The sequence below is a fragment of the Halorubellus sp. JP-L1 genome (assembly GCF_011440375.1).
In the GTDB taxonomy this organism is placed as follows: domain Archaea; phylum Halobacteriota; class Halobacteria; order Halobacteriales; family Natrialbaceae; genus Halorubellus.
On the sequence record NZ_JAAOIR010000002.1, the window covers coordinates 65,343 to 79,071 of the forward strand.

Consider the following 13,729-nt stretch of genomic DNA (forward strand, 5'->3'; position numbering starts at 1 on the left):
GACACCGACAGCTACCGACCCGGCGCAGTCGCTTCCGTCCTCGAATTCGAGCAGTCGATTCAGTCCTCGATCTGGCGCAGTCGATTCAGTCCTCGAACTCGACGCGGCCGCTCGTCGCGCTCCGCAGTCGGTCCCTGAGCGCGTCGGCGTCCGCGACCGGGACGCGCGCGTCGATCCGAACCCGCTCGCCGTACTCGGCGTCGAACTCGACGCCCTCGCTCTCGATTATCCCCCGAACCGTCCCGGAGTCGTCGTAGTCGACGACCGCCCGCACGCGCTCGTGGGGGCGTTCTTCGATCACGCCGGCGTCGTCGACGGCGTCCTTCACGGCCTTCGAGTACGAGCGCGCGAGTCCGCCGACGCCGAGGTTCGTCCCGCCGTAATAGCGCGTGACGACCACCGCGACGTTCTCCAGGTCGCGCTGGGCGAGGACGTTCAGCATCGGCTTCCCCGCGCTCCCCGTCGGTTCGCCGTCGTCGCTCGCGTACTCCCGGAGCGGGTCCGCGCGCACGCGATACGCGGGAACGTTGTGCGTCGCGTCCGCGTACTCCTCGCGGATCGCGTCCACGAACGCCTCCGCGGCATCGACGCTCTCGACGGGTTTCGCGTGCCCGACGAACTCCGAGCCCTGCACCTCGAACGCCGCGCGGCCGCGGCCCGCTATCGTCTCGTAGGCGTCGTCGGTCACGACTCCAGGCTCGCGTCGCTCTCCTCCGCCGACGCGGCGTCGGCACCGTCAGTCGACGCTGCGTCCTCGGTCGTCCGTTCGCCGTACAGGAGCGCGACGAGGACGACGAGCGCCGTCGCCTCGACGACCTTCGTCACGACGAGCCGCCAGTCCTCGAACAGGTGCGCGAACAGCGTCGCGAGCGCCGACCCGTGCGCGTGTCCGGCGGTCTCCCACGCCGGCGCGATCAGGCCGCCGCCGGTGCGATGCCCGCCCATGAACACCCACCCGAGGAGGTAGGTGAGCATGAGGACGATGCCGAGCGCGTACACGTACTCGCGCCGCACGCCCCACGCCGCCAGTCCGACGCCCGCGAGCACCGCGAGCGACGACAGCACGAACAGGACCTGGAGCGGGTCGATGAACGGCGTCCCCGCCTGCAGGTAGACGAACAGTCGCTGCCAGCCGATCCAGAGGTGGATCGCCGCGGTGACGAGCGCCAGCTGGAGCGCGGCGAACCGCAGCGCCGCGTCCACATTCTCGTCCATACGACCACGTCGGCGTTCGCGCTACCTCAACGCGTCGGTTCCGTAATCGAGCGGCGGAAGCGGGTCACGCCAACGCCGCCGGGCGATTACTGGAACTCGAGCTTGCGGACGAACGAGAGGTCGCGGAGCTCGTTGATGAGACTCCCGGGGAGGTCGTGATCGGTGACGATGTGGAGTTTCGGTTCGTCCGTGAACTCGGGGTCCTCGCTGATGGTCTGGCGGATGGAGACGTCGTGCTCGGCGAGCAACCCGGTGACTTCGGCGACGATGCCGACGTCGTCGGCGTCGTGCACCGCGATGGAGAGTACCGTGAGGTCGAGCACGGGCGCGAGGTCCATGAGACTCGGGACCTGCGAGATGTTCTGGAAGATGCGGCGAAGCTCCTCGTCCTCCAGGATGGCGCCGGTCGTCGAGTCCACGACTCGGCGGTCGACGCCGATCTCGCGTGCGATCCCCGTGTTCGGGATCTCGATGCCGCCCGAGACCACTCGCCCGTCGTCGTTCACGGAGAACCCGCGCTCGAGGAGCAGGCGGATGACGGCCTGCTGGGACGGGCTTCCCTCGAACTTCTCCATGATCTCGTCGAACATGCGGAAGTCATCGCAGGCGGACCGCTTCCCTCTTGGGGTCTCACGCCCCCACCAGAGCTGTTGCTGTGGCGCTCGTCTCTCGCCGTTCGACGACCGACAGCCGTGTTCTACCGCCAGTCCAAGCACCGACTGACCACGCCGGCCGCCGATAGACCAAACCTCTAACACGTCTCTGGCCGATGCTCGCGCATGCGCCGCCCCGTTCTCAGTGCAGTCGTCGCCCTCCTCGTCGGCATCGCTCACGCCGCGGTCGTCCTCGGCGTCGCGCTCGAGTACGGCTACGACGTCGGTCCCGCCGCCTACCCCGTCGCGGGCGTCCTCTGGCGGTACGGCGGCCTCGTCGCGCTCGGCACGTTCGCGGCGTGGCTCGCGCTCGACGCACGTCTCGTCACGCCCGTCGTGCTCGTCGGCGCGCTCGCCGGCATCGCGCTCCACGCCGAACTCACGCCGCCCGCGCCCGTGTTCCGGGACGTCGCGGAACTGGAGCCGAGCATCGACGAGCCGACGGGGATCACCGTCGTCGAGAACGGCCTCCACCTCGTCAAGTACCTGAGCGCGTGGTACGTCTGGACCGCGGGTGCCGCGCTCGTCGGTGGCTGGGAGTCGATCGTCCGGAGTCGGGTCGCGTGGCTGAAGGCGCCAGCGCGCGCGTGGAACCCGCCCGCGACGACCAGGAGCGCGCTCCTCGTCGCCGGCGCGGCCGGGGCGGTCCACGCTGCCGCCTCGCTCGGGTTCGGGTTCGTTCAGGGCCTCAACGCGTCCCTCCCGTTGTGGCTCTGGATGGGCGTCGGTGCCGTCCTGCTGCTCGGCGTGCCAGCGTACCTCCTGGTTCGACGTGACCTCGCGACGCCGACGGTCGTCGCCGCTCTCTTCTTCGTCAACAGCGTCCACTCCCAGCAGTACGGCGGGCCTGGCGACCCGCACGCCCTCTACCTGGCCGCGTGGTTCGTCTTCCTCGGTATCGCCCTCCTCCCGGGCGGCGTCGAGTACGGAATTCGACGACTTCGCTCGGCGTGAGTTGCGTCGAGGTTCAGAGTTCGCCCTTCGTGCTCGGCGTGTCGCTGCGGCGGTCGTCGATTCTGGTGGCGTCGTCGAGCGTCCGCGCGAGCGCCTTGAACAGCGCCTCGATCTCGTGGTGCGCGTTCTCGCCGTCGACGTCGGCGTGGAGCGTGAGGTCGGCGTTCATTGCGAACGACCGCAGGAAGTGCTCGGCCATGTGACTGGTGAGGCCGCCGACGCGCTCCTGGCTGAACGCGCCGTCGAACTCGAACAGCGGTCGGCCGGAGACGTCGACGACGACGCCGGCGACGGCCTCGTCGAGCGGGACCTTGCGGTCGGCGAACCGGCGGATGCCGCGCTTGTCGTCGAGCGCGTCCGCGAACGCCGACCCGAGGGTGATTGCGACGTCCTCGACGGTGTGGTGATCGTCGACCTCGAGGTCGCCGTCGCAGCGCACGGTCACGTCGAACAGGCCGTGCTTGGCGAACGACGCGAGCATGTGGTCGAGGAAGGCGATGCCGGTATCGACCTCGCTGTCGCCGTCGCCGTCGACGGCGACGGTCACTTCGACGTCCGTCTCCGCGGTCTCGCGGGCGACGGCGGCGGTTCGGTCGGTCATACCTCGCCGTTGACGGGGCGGACCCATAGCGCTGACGGGAGCGGCGAGGTCCGGTCGCGTCCGCATCGGGGTCGTCGTGTCGGACGCGGGGTCGGGTGTGTGGTGGCTGCGGCGAGAGGTAGTCCGGCGCGCGCAACGACGCGCCGGCCGCCAGAGCCCCTCCGGAAACCTCGGCTTACCCCCGAAGTACCAGAATACAAATCAGTTACTGAAGCAATCAGAAAATACTCGATAACGGATTTTGGGGCGGTTCTAAAACGTCTAAAGATATCTAAGAGCTCTAAAAGAAACCGGTAAAACGGCGAATACTGGGTGAAACGTATCGAAAACAACCCAACCCTCGACCCGGTTTATTATGGTACAGGTTTAACGAGTGATTGCCGACGAGGTGTCCAACATGTCCACGTCAACCCCCTCCACTCCCGACGCGTCCCACACCGGCCTTCGCTCCCGCGTTGGCCTCGAAACGCTCGCCGCACCAGTCCGCGCCACCTGCTTCTACGCGGCACTCGCGCTCCCCCTCGCGTACGTGCCTCTGCTCGTGTCCGGACTGGAAACGGTCTCCCAGACCGGCAACTTCTTCCTCCTGCTCGGTCTCCACGTCCTCGCACTCGCGCTCGGACACGGACACCAACCCGGCGAGTAGCCCTCCAACCCTCACCCCCACCGAACTCTCACACCCCAGATTCCCACCCGGCGGAAGTCCCACACCCCAGATCCCTGCACCCCCGCCGTACTCCCACACCCCAGATTCCTACACCCCCGCCGTACTCCCACACCCCAGATTCCTACACCCCCGCCGTACTCCCACACCCAGATCCCCGACGGCTCATTCTCCAGAACTTCGCGCCGCGTGTCTCGTACCTTCCGCCGACCGCTCCAACGTCGCCAGTCCCACTTCGGCGGGACGTGACCGTGGACGCCGCTCTCGTCCGTTCGAACATCGGTCCCTTCGAACGTCGCTTCTTCGCCGACGACGCCGTCGGTCAGCCGTCCGGTCAGTCCTCGCGGTCGGTCGCGAGTGCGTCGCGGGCGTCGGCGAGCGAGAACCGGCCCTCGTAGAGCGCGCTCCCGACGACCGTCGCCGCCGCACCAGCGTCGCGGAGCGCGAGCACGTCCTCGACGGACGCCACGCCGCCGCTCGCGATCACCGGCAGGTCGACCGCGGCCGCGAGCTCGCGGACCGGCTCCGTCGCCACGCCCTCCAGGCGTCCCTCGACGTCGACGTCGGTGAAGAGGATCGCGCACGCGCCGAGGTCGGCGTACCGCGTCGCCGCCTCGGCCGGGTCGAGGCCCGTCGACTCCGTCCAGCCCTCGACGACGACCTCGCCGTCCTTCGCGTCCAGACTCACCACGACCGACTCGGGATGCGTCTCGCTGATCTCGCCCACTATCTCGGGGTCCTGGACGGCCGCCGTCCCGAGGATGACGCGGTCGACGCCGCGGTCGAGGAGGTCGCGCGCGTCCGCCGCCGTCCGGATGCCGCCGCCGAGCTGGACGGGGACGTCCACGGCGTCGACGACGCGCTCGACCGCGTCCGCGTTCGCGCGCTCGCCCTCGAACGCGCCGTCGAGGTCGACGAGATGGAGGGTCTCCGCGCCCGCGTCAACCCACCGTCGAGCCGCGTCGACGGGGTCGCCGTACGTCGTCTCCGTGCCGCGCTCGCCCTGGACGAGCTGGACGACCTCGCCGTCCTGGACGTCGACTGCCGGCACCACCTCGAACTCGCTGAACGGTCGCATACGTTCCAGGCCGGGAGCGTCGCGCAAGAACCCACCGGAATCCGCGCCATCGCACCCGGGAGCACGCCCGTGTTCGTCGATCCCACTCGAGTCGCGCGTCTACGTCGCGAACCGCCACCGGACGGCGTCCTCGACCCTCGAACCGGCGAATTCGCGTCGTCGCGCGTGACTTTGCAAACAGCAAGGTCTTAGGGCCCCGAACGCGAACCCTCGCGTTGATGCCCACGGTAGAATACCTCAACTACGAAACTCTCGACGACCAGGGCTGGGACATGGACGACGACGACCTCTTCGCGAAGGCCGAGGAGGCCGGACTCGACGACGAGGACTACGGCTCCCTCGAAGTCAACCAGGGCGAGTACATCCTCGAGGCCGCCGAGGCCCAGGGCTACGACTGGCCGTTCTCGTGCCGCGCCGGTGCCTGCGCGAACTGCGCAGCCATCGTCACGGAGGGCGAGATCGACATGGACATGCAGCAGATCCTCAGCGACGAAGAGGTCGAAGAGAAGATGGTTCGCCTGACCTGCATCGGGTCGCCGGCCACAGACGAGGTCCAGATCGTCTACAACGCCAAGCACCTCGACTACCTCCAGAACCGCGTCATCTGAAGGCAGCCCCTTCTTTGCGTCTTCTCGCGCGCCGTCAGCAACGACTTCGCGATCGCGTGGCGGGGTCGAGGGAAAGACCCATGGCGCGTCCGCGGTCAGGTTCGTCCATGACCGACGCCGTCGATGTCGACTTCGGGGAGGATGGTCTCGTGCCGGCGGTTGCGCAGGATGCGGAGTCGGGCGAGGTCCTGATGCTGGCGTACGTCGACCGGGAGGCGCTGGATGCGACTCGCGAGACGGGGCTGGCGCACTATCATTCGCGGTCGCGCGACGAGCTCTGGCAGAAGGGCGGGAGTAGCGGGCACGTTCAGCGCGTCGCGGACGTGCGCGTGGACTGCGACGCGGACGCGCTGCTCTACCTCGTCGAGCAGGAGGGCGGGGCGTGTCACACGGGCTACGAGTCTTGTTTCCATCGGACGCTCGAGGGTGAGGTCGTGGGCGACCGTGCGTTCGACCCCGAGGACGTGTACGATGAGTGACGGCGCGGACCCCGCGGACGCGGGTGCGGCGGCGGCCCTGCGGGCGGCGGCGAGCGACCTGGAGGCGGCCGAGGCTGCGGTCGCGGACCACGGCGGTCGCGGGCAGCTGGCGGCGGTCGCGGAGGCGGTGCGGGCGGCCGAACGGAAGCTCGATGGGTACGAGGACCGCGCGACGGGCACGGGCGACTTCGAGGCGTACGTGGAGTTCCAGGAGGCGTTCGCGACGCTCGTCGAGGGCCTCGACGACGACCTGCCCGAGCGCGAGGCGTTCGAGGCGGCCCTGGAGTGTACGGAGAAGCGCCGGTTGAGCGAATCGGACTTCGACGCGGCGAGAGACGCGTTGTCGCCGGCACGCGAGCTGTCGTCGATCCGCGACCGGCTCCGGGAGGCGCGCGAGGCGTTCGAGGACGCGCGGCGTCGGGCGACCGACCGCTTGAGCGCGGTCGAGGACGGCATCGCGGCGCGCGAGCGACTCCTGGAGCTCGGCGACGCGGACCTGGACGCGCCCGTCGACGAACTCCGGCAGCCAGTGGAGGCGTACGACGACGCGGTGACGGACGCGTTCGCGCGGTACCGGCGGGAGCGGCCGGCGCGCGAGGTCCTGGACGCACTGGCGACGGCGTCGGAGTACCCGCTCGTCGACGTGCGCTCGCCGCCGAGCGAACTGCTGTCGTACGTCCGCGAGCGCGACGCCGGCGAGCACACCCTTCCGGAACTCCTGGAGTACGCGGACTACTCGCGGTCGAAGCTCGAGCACTACGTCGACGACCCGAGCGCGCTCGCGACGGCGGTCGGGACGCGCCGGACGTACCTCGACCGCCTCGACGGCTCGGGGTTCGCGGTCGGGTGGCCGCCGCCGGCGGCGGAGACGCTCAAGCACGTCACTCGCGAACTGCTCTCGGTCGTCACGGCGTTCGCGGACGAGACCGTCGCCGAGCGCCTGCGGGCGGTCCGCGAACTCGCGTGGCGCGAGGACTACGAGCGCCTGCGGACCGCAGCGGTGGCGCTCGACGAACTCGGCCCAGAGGAGCGCGACCGACTCGCCTCGGGTGCCGTCGAGGACGAACTCGACGCGCTCCGCGAGGAACGCGAGGACCTCCGGGCGGCGCTCGACGACACCGACGAGTTCGCGTGAGGAAGGCGTCGCGGCTTCGTCGCGGGCGGTGTCTGCGTGGTCTCAGGTGTCGTCGCGGGCGCCGGCGAGCGCGGAGACGACGAACTCCACGAGCTCGTTCGCGCGCTCGGCGCTGTGCGCTTCGGCGTAGACGCGCACGAGTGGTTCCGTGCCCGAGGGACGCGCGAGCACCCACGCGTCGCCGTAGTCGAGTCGGTAGCCGTCGATCGTCGTCAGTTCGGCGTCGGCGTCGTCGGCGACGGCTTCGGCGGCGTCGAGCATCGCGTTCCGTTCGTCCTCGGTGTCGTACTCGAGGTTCCGGCGGACGTTGTGGTAGTCGCCGTACGGCGCGACGATCTCGCTGACTGGGCGGTCGGCGACGAGTTCGAGGAAGCGCGCGGCGACGTACGCGCCGTCGCGAGCCAGCCGGTAGTCGGGGAAGAAGATCCCGCCGTTGCCCTCGCCGGCGACGGGCACGTGCTCGCCGTCCGCGATGAGCTCCTCGATGCGCGTGATGATGTTCGTCGACCCGATCGGCGTCAGCTCGAGGGTCGCGCCGGTCTCGGCGGCGACGTCGACGAGGCGCTGACTGACGTTCACGGCCGATACGGTGGTGTCGCCGGCGTCGAGCGTCGCGGCGGCGAGCGCGGCGAGCGTGGCGTCGCCCTCGACGTAGGTTCCGGATTCGTCGTAGAAGATGGCGCGGTCGGCGTCGCCGTCGTGCGCGATGCCGACGTCGGCGTCCGTCGCCCGCACGAGCCGCCCGAGGTCCTCGAGGTTCTCCGGGACGGGCTCGGGGTTCCGGCCGGGGAAGTGCCCGTCCGGCTGGGCGTTGACGGTGACGACCCTGCAGCCCAGTTCCCGGAAGAACTCGGGGCTCGTGAGCGCACCCGCGCCGTGCCCGGGGTCGAGCGCGACGGTGAGGTCGGCGTCGGCGATTCGCTGGCGGTCGACGGCCGCGAGCAGCTCGTCGACGTACCGGTCGCCGGCGTCGGCGACCCGCGTGACGTCCCCGACCTCGTCCCAGGTGGCGTCCGCGAACGACTCCCCGATGAGGACGTCCTCGACGCGCTCTAGGTCCTCGACCGCGAGTTCGACGCCGTCGGCGCCGACGAGCTTCACGCCGTTGTACTCCGGCGGGTTGTGGCTCGCGGTGACGACGACGACGGGGACGCCCTCGCGTTCGCTGTACGCCTGTGCGGCCGGTGTCGGGACGACGCCGAGGCGGTCGACGTCGACGCCGACGCTCGCCAGGCCGCTGGCGGCGGCGTCGGCGAGCATGCGACCGGTCGCTCGCGTGTCCCGCGCGATGGCGACGCGGTCCGCGCGCCCGGCCGTGCCCGCGGCCTTCGCGACGCGCAGGACGAACTCGGGCGTCAGCTCCTCGTTGGCGACGCCTCGCGTCCCGCTCGAACCGAATACCTTCATTCGTGTACGCTCTCGTCGGGGGTCGACTAAGGGATTCCGTTACTGTACGCGGCCGTGAACGACTCGCACGCGGAGACGGGTTCGGGCGACCACGTACGAGCGTCGCGAGCCACGCCGTCCGCGGCGACCCTGCGGTGGCGTGAACGGGGTCGGGGTTTGATACGGCGACGGAGCCAAGGCCCCGACGATGAGCGCGGAGAAGGACATCGGGATCGACGAGAAGCGCGTGTACGACGGCGACGAGCGCGAGACGACCGTGTACGTCGCCGCGTCGACCGGCGTGGTCGCGGTGTCGGTCGTCGCGGAGCGCGTCGGCGGGTTCGAGCTCGCGGCGAAGGGGACGGCGGTGGACGTCGCGAGCGGCCCGGCGGGGGTCGCGGCGGCGACCGAGGAGGCGGTCTTGCTCGACGCCGGCGCCGGGTTCGAGCCGACTGGGTTCGGGGCTGCGTCGGCGGTGTCCGTCCACGGCGAGGACGTCCTCGCGGCGGCCCCGGACGGGTCGGTCGCGCGACGCGTCGACGGCGACTGGCGGGACCTTGGCGCGGTCTCGGCGGTCAACGGCATGGACGGCGACTTGCTCGCGACCGACGACGGCGTCTACCGCGCGCTCGACGATTCGCTCCGGCACTCGGGGCTGGCGTCGGCGGTCGACGTCGCCGCGTCGGGCGTGCCGCTGGCGGCGACCGACGAAGCGCTCTCCCAGCTCGGGAACGGCTGGATCGAGGTCCAGTCGGGCGCGTTCGCGTTCGTCGCGTCCGACCCGGGGGCGTCGGCGGGGACGCTCGGGCGAGCGCACGCCGGGACCGCGGACGTCCTGTACGCGCACCACCACGGCGAGTGGACGGCCGCGACGGACCTGGAGCGACCGATCGTCGACGTCGCGTACGGCGACACGGTGTACGCGGTCTCGGCTGACGGCCGGTTCGCCGCGGAGGCACCGGACGGCTGGCGCCATCAGGAACTCGGCGTCACGGACGTCGCCGCAGCGACTGCACGAACCACGAGCGAGTGAGGCCGCCGCAGCGACTGCACGAACCACGAGCGAGTGAGGCCGCTGCAGCGACCGCCCGCACGACGAGCGAGTGACGGGGCGTCGCGACTTCTCGAATCGCGACGCCGGGCGTAACGAAAACGGATTTACGCACCCGCGGTCACCCCTCGAACATGATCTTCGGTGGGGCGAACTCCCAGTCGCTCGCGGCGGCGTTGGCGAGCGAACTCGACGACGAGCTGGCGCTCGTCGACTACGAGCGGTTCCCTGACGGCGAGTTGAAGACGAACGTCGGCGACGTCGACCCCGAGCGGGCGATCGTCGTGGGGTCGACGGTCGACAGCGACGCGCACGTTCGGTGCCTCCAGCTCCAGGACGCGGTCCGGGAGGCGGGCGCGAGCGAGGTCGTGACGGTCCTGCCGTACATGGGGTACGCGCGCCAGGACGAGGCGTTCGCGGTCGGCGACCCCGTGTCGGCGCGAGCGATGGCGCGCGCGATCTCGACGGGCGCGGACCGCGTGCTGACCGTGAACCCACACGAGACGGCGGTCTGCGAGTTCTTCGAGCCGACGGCGACCGCGGTCGACGCCGCCGCCGTGCTCGCCGAACCACTGCCCGACGACCTCGCTGACCCACTCTTCCTCGCGCCGGACGAGGGCGCGCGCGGGCTCGCGGGGACGGTGCGGGACGCGTACGGTCGCGGCGCCGTCGACCACTTCGTGAAGCAGCGCTTTAGCGGCGACGACGTGGAGGTGACGCCGAGCGACGCCGCGGTCGCGGGGCGGGACGTCGTCGTCGTCGACGACATCGTCGCCACCGGCACGACGATGAGCGAGTCGATCGCGGTACTGGGCGAGCGGTCGGCGGCGTCCGTGTCGGTCGCGACCGTCCACCCGCTGTTCGCGAGGAACGCCGTCACGAAACTCGAGCGCGCCGGTGTCGAACGCATCGTCGGCACTGACACCCTCGAGCGCCCCCAGAGCGTCGTCAGCGTCGCGCCCGCCATTTCGAATCACCTGTGAGGTGGACGCCCGCGATCGCGATTCGCCTGTGATGCGGGTCGCTTCGGGGACCGCGAGCCACCTGTGAGCGCGTTTGGGTACGTGCAATTCGGTCACGCGGCCCAACGATTTATGAGGCCATCGCCGTACGGTATCGACAGTCAACCAGTAGAGCACGCAACATGCACGGAATCCTCCACAAGTCACTCAAGTCGTACGTCGCCGAGAACATGGGCGAGGACGTCTGGGACGACGTCCTCGACCGCGCGGAGATCGACCCGAAGCTGTACCTGCCGGTGTCGCACTACCCGGACTCGGACCTGACCGACGCGCTGTCGGTGATCGCGGCGATGAGCGGGCACGACGAGCCCGCCGTCGAGCGGGACTTCGGGTCGTTCCTCGCGGACGACCTCCTGTCGACGTTCAAGGCGCACGTCCGCGACGACTGGTCGACGTTCGACCTCCTCGAGTCGCTCCCCACCATCTACGCCCAGATCGAGGCGCAGAACGAGGAGACGAACACGCCGGACGTCGCCACGAACCGCCTGGGCGCGGACGAGATGGTGCTCGAGTTCCGCTCCGAGCGGGACCTCTGTACGCTCGGCGAGGGCGTCGTCGTCGGCGTCGGCGAGGTGCTCGAGGACCCCTGCGAGGTCACGCAAGAGACGTGCGTGCGCGAGGGCGACGCGCACTGCGAGTTCCACGTCGAACGGGTCTGAGGCGTCGACTCTCACTGCAGTCCGCGTCGACCGGCGGCGACGACGAAGACGACCGCGAGCACGCCGAGGGCGAGTGCCGCACCGAACCCGGGAACGGGGAGCGGCTCCGTCCCCGTCCCGCCGTCGCCAGTCGCTTCGCCACCGTCAGTCGCGTCGCCGTCGCTCGCGTCCCCGCCCGTGACCGTAACCGTGACCGTCGTGCCGCCGACGCTGATGGTGTGCTCGCCGGCGTCCGCGAACGACGTCGAATACGTTCGCGTCGCGCTCGACTCGGCGGGGACGAGGACCGTCTCGTTCGACAGCACCTCGCCGTCGACCGCGATCGGGAGCGTCACGCGACCCGGCACGCTGGCGTCGTTTCGCACCGAGACCGTGAACTCGACGCCTTCGTCGACCGTGGCCGTCTCGGGAGCGTCGACGGACGCGACCGTCGGCGTCGGCCGCTCGATGACGTCGACGGCGAGCGTGCGGTCGCCGACGACGACCTCGTACGACCCCGGGTCCGCGAACGTTCGCTCGAACGTCTCGGTCGTCGACGCGTCCGCGTCGAGCGTCCCGCTCCGCTCCTCGACGACCGCGCCGTCGACGGCGAGTGACGTCCGGTAGTCGCCGCGCTCCCAGCCGACGTTCGCGACCCGGAGGTCGACCGCGAGCGTCTCGCCGGCGGCCACCGTCACGGTCTCGTTGCCGAGCGTGCGGTCGCCGTAGACGCCCGACGCCGTCACGCCGCCCTCGTCGATCCGGTACTCGAACACCGCTGGGAGGTCGCCGAACGATCGCGCGTGCGTGGACTCGATCCACGTCTCCGCCGTCCGGTCGGTTCGCGTGAGCGACGCCGCGTAGTCGCGGGCATCCGCCCCGGCGGCGTTCCCGACCGCGGCGAGCACGACGTCGTTCGATACCGACCCGTCGTGCTCGTTCAGCGTTCGGAACACCGACTGGAACGTCGCCGTCCGGTCGGTCGTCTCCCGCATGCGGCGGTCGATCCCGCCGACGGCGAGCGCGCCCTTCAGGTAGTTCGCGCCACCGCTCCACGTCTCCGGGAACGCGAGCACGTCGTCGCCGTAGCGGTCGCGCTCGCCGCGCGCGAGGTGGTCGCGGAACCGCTCGTAGGTGACGTTCCGCTGCACGTAGGTGAGGAGTGCGGCGTAGTAGTCGGCGCTCGCCTCCGTCACCCATCGGCCGCTGTCGGTCGTCTCGAAGCCCTGTCTGGTGTGCACGTACTCGTGGAGCCAGACGTTCTCCGGCGAGTTCACGGGTGCGTCGGCGGCCACCCACGCGTCGTCGTTGCCGAACTGGAGACCGCCGACGCCCCAGTCCGCGGACGCGGGTGCGGCGATGACGGTTACGACTTCGCTGCGCTCGCCGACGCGCACCCGTTCGCTGGCGGCGACGAGCGACCCGAGGATGCTAGATGGCGTCGCGGAGAGCGACGCGCGGTCGGGGACGACGAGCTCGAAGCGCTCGCCGCGCCCGGTCGCCTCGTGGCGCGTGACCGGCCCGAAGTACGCCATCTCGCCGCCGGTCGCGCCCTCCCCGGCGACCGTCGTCTCCTTCGAGAGGGTCACGTCGCCCGCGCCCGTCCACTCCCAGCGCGTCCCGACCTGCGGGACTCGCGTGAGCGCCCACGGCCCCGGATCGAGGAACACGTACCCCTCGTCGGCCGACGCCGACGGCGTCAGCGCGTCCGGCGGCGTCAGCGCGTCCGGCGGCGTCAGCGCGTCCGGCGGCGTCAGCGCGTCCGGCGGCGTCAGCGCGTCCGGCGGCGTCAGCGCGTCCGGCGGCGTCAGCGCGTCCGATGACGCCCCCATGCCCGACGGCGCCGCGGTGGCGTCGACGCTCCGACGGCCGCTCGCGGTCTCGTTCGCGTCCACGCGAAGCGTCAGCGACGGCGCGTCCGTCGACTCCGTCCACGCGTACGCTTTCGTCCCAGCGCGCTCGAACCCGTCGGTCGCCGTCACCGTCGACCGGGGCCCGATCGAGGTCTCCAGGCGCGATACCGACTCCGGGATGCGGTAGGTCACGACCGCCCGGATCGTCCCCGGTTCCTCGGGCGTCAGGTGGAGTTCGATGGTCCGCTCGATGGTCTCGTCCGCACTCCCGGCGCTGGCGGCTGGACTCGACGCGGTCGCGGACGGGACGGGTGCGCCCGCGGACGCGACCGCGGGGAGCGACACGACGACCAGCAGGACGAGCGTGACCCGGCGAAGCACACCACCAGTTG

At 70.7% G+C, this 13,729-nt stretch carries 15 protein-coding genes; 8 read left to right on the forward strand and 7 right to left on the reverse strand.

Annotated elements, in window-relative coordinates:
* Positions 1-85 precede the first annotated feature (85 nt).
* The 3 genes from G9C85_RS08985 to G9C85_RS08995 form a co-directional block, all read right to left on the reverse strand.
* Entirely contained in the window at positions 86-688 is a 603-nt protein-coding gene (locus G9C85_RS08985; protein ID WP_166039135.1) for a YigZ family protein, read from the reverse strand.
* Positions 685-1,215 carry a hypothetical protein gene (locus G9C85_RS08990; RefSeq protein ID WP_166039138.1) on the reverse strand — a complete coding sequence of 177 codons (531 nt, stop codon included), beginning with the start codon at positions 1,213-1,215 and terminating at the stop codon, positions 685-687. The genes G9C85_RS08985 and G9C85_RS08990 overlap by 4 nt, the downstream gene beginning before the upstream one ends.
* 86 nt (positions 1,216-1,301) lie before the next feature.
* Positions 1,302-1,805: an amino acid-binding protein gene (locus tag G9C85_RS08995; RefSeq protein WP_166039140.1), complete on the reverse strand. Its 504-nt coding sequence runs from the start codon at positions 1,803-1,805 to the stop codon at positions 1,302-1,304.
* 189 nt (positions 1,806-1,994) lie between these two features.
* Between G9C85_RS08995 and G9C85_RS09000 the strand changes: the two genes are divergently transcribed.
* Positions 1,995-2,822, forward strand: a complete 828-nt coding sequence (locus G9C85_RS09000) for a hypothetical protein (RefSeq protein WP_166039142.1) — start codon at positions 1,995-1,997, stop codon at positions 2,820-2,822.
* 13 nt (positions 2,823-2,835) lie between these two features.
* Here G9C85_RS09000 and hisB read toward each other — a convergent pair whose 3' ends face one another.
* Positions 2,836-3,423: an imidazoleglycerol-phosphate dehydratase HisB gene (gene hisB, locus G9C85_RS09005; RefSeq protein ID WP_166039143.1), complete on the reverse strand. Its 588-nt coding sequence runs from the start codon at positions 3,421-3,423 to the stop codon at positions 2,836-2,838.
* 397 nt (positions 3,424-3,820) lie between these two features.
* Between hisB and G9C85_RS09010 the strand changes: the two genes are divergently transcribed.
* Complete coding sequence (locus G9C85_RS09010; RefSeq protein ID WP_166039145.1) at positions 3,821-4,069, forward strand: hypothetical protein; 249 nt, start codon at positions 3,821-3,823, stop codon at positions 4,067-4,069.
* 352 nt (positions 4,070-4,421) lie between these two features.
* Here G9C85_RS09010 and hisA read toward each other — a convergent pair whose 3' ends face one another.
* On the reverse strand, positions 4,422-5,165 hold the full coding sequence (hisA, locus tag G9C85_RS09015) for a 1-(5-phosphoribosyl)-5-[(5-phosphoribosylamino)methylideneamino]imidazole-4-carboxamide isomerase (RefSeq protein ID WP_166039147.1): 744 nt from the start codon (positions 5,163-5,165) through the stop codon (positions 4,422-4,424).
* A gap of 218 nt (positions 5,166-5,383) precedes the next feature.
* Between hisA and fer the strand changes: the two genes are divergently transcribed.
* The 3 genes from fer (at position 5,384) to G9C85_RS09030 (ending at position 7,387) form a co-directional block, all read left to right on the forward strand.
* Positions 5,384-5,773: a ferredoxin Fer gene (gene fer / locus G9C85_RS09020; RefSeq protein ID WP_166039149.1), complete on the forward strand. Its 390-nt coding sequence runs from the start codon at positions 5,384-5,386 to the stop codon at positions 5,771-5,773.
* 107 nt (positions 5,774-5,880) lie between these two features.
* On the forward strand, positions 5,881-6,252 hold the full coding sequence (hisI, locus tag G9C85_RS09025; RefSeq protein WP_166039151.1) for a phosphoribosyl-AMP cyclohydrolase: 372 nt from the start codon (positions 5,881-5,883) through the stop codon (positions 6,250-6,252).
* Positions 6,245-7,387 (forward strand): hypothetical protein, encoded by a 1,143-nt coding sequence (locus G9C85_RS09030; RefSeq protein ID WP_166039154.1) that lies wholly within the window; start codon positions 6,245-6,247, stop codon positions 7,385-7,387. The genes hisI and G9C85_RS09030 overlap by 8 nt, the downstream gene beginning before the upstream one ends.
* Before the next feature lie 42 nt (positions 7,388-7,429).
* Here the strand turns inward: G9C85_RS09030 and glmM are convergent, their stop codons facing one another.
* Positions 7,430-8,794: a phosphoglucosamine mutase gene (glmM, locus tag G9C85_RS09035; RefSeq protein ID WP_166039156.1), complete on the reverse strand. Its 1,365-nt coding sequence runs from the start codon at positions 8,792-8,794 to the stop codon at positions 7,430-7,432.
* Between the two features lie 187 nt (positions 8,795-8,981).
* Between glmM and G9C85_RS09040 the strand changes: the two genes are divergently transcribed.
* The 3 genes from G9C85_RS09040 (at position 8,982) to G9C85_RS09050 (ending at position 11,505) form a co-directional block, all read left to right on the forward strand.
* Positions 8,982-9,806: a hypothetical protein gene (locus G9C85_RS09040; protein ID WP_166039158.1), complete on the forward strand. Its 825-nt coding sequence runs from the start codon at positions 8,982-8,984 to the stop codon at positions 9,804-9,806.
* A gap of 152 nt (positions 9,807-9,958) precedes the next feature.
* Positions 9,959-10,807, forward strand: a complete 849-nt coding sequence (prs, locus tag G9C85_RS09045; protein WP_166039160.1) for a ribose-phosphate diphosphokinase — start codon at positions 9,959-9,961, stop codon at positions 10,805-10,807.
* 161 nt (positions 10,808-10,968) lie between these two features.
* On the forward strand, positions 10,969-11,505 hold the full coding sequence (locus G9C85_RS09050) for a heme NO-binding domain-containing protein (protein ID WP_166039162.1): 537 nt from the start codon (positions 10,969-10,971) through the stop codon (positions 11,503-11,505).
* 11 nt (positions 11,506-11,516) lie between these two features.
* Here G9C85_RS09050 and G9C85_RS09055 read toward each other — a convergent pair whose 3' ends face one another.
* Positions 11,517-13,718: a hypothetical protein gene (locus G9C85_RS09055; RefSeq protein WP_166039164.1), complete on the reverse strand. Its 2,202-nt coding sequence runs from the start codon at positions 13,716-13,718 to the stop codon at positions 11,517-11,519.
* Positions 13,719-13,729: the final 11 nt, after the last annotated feature.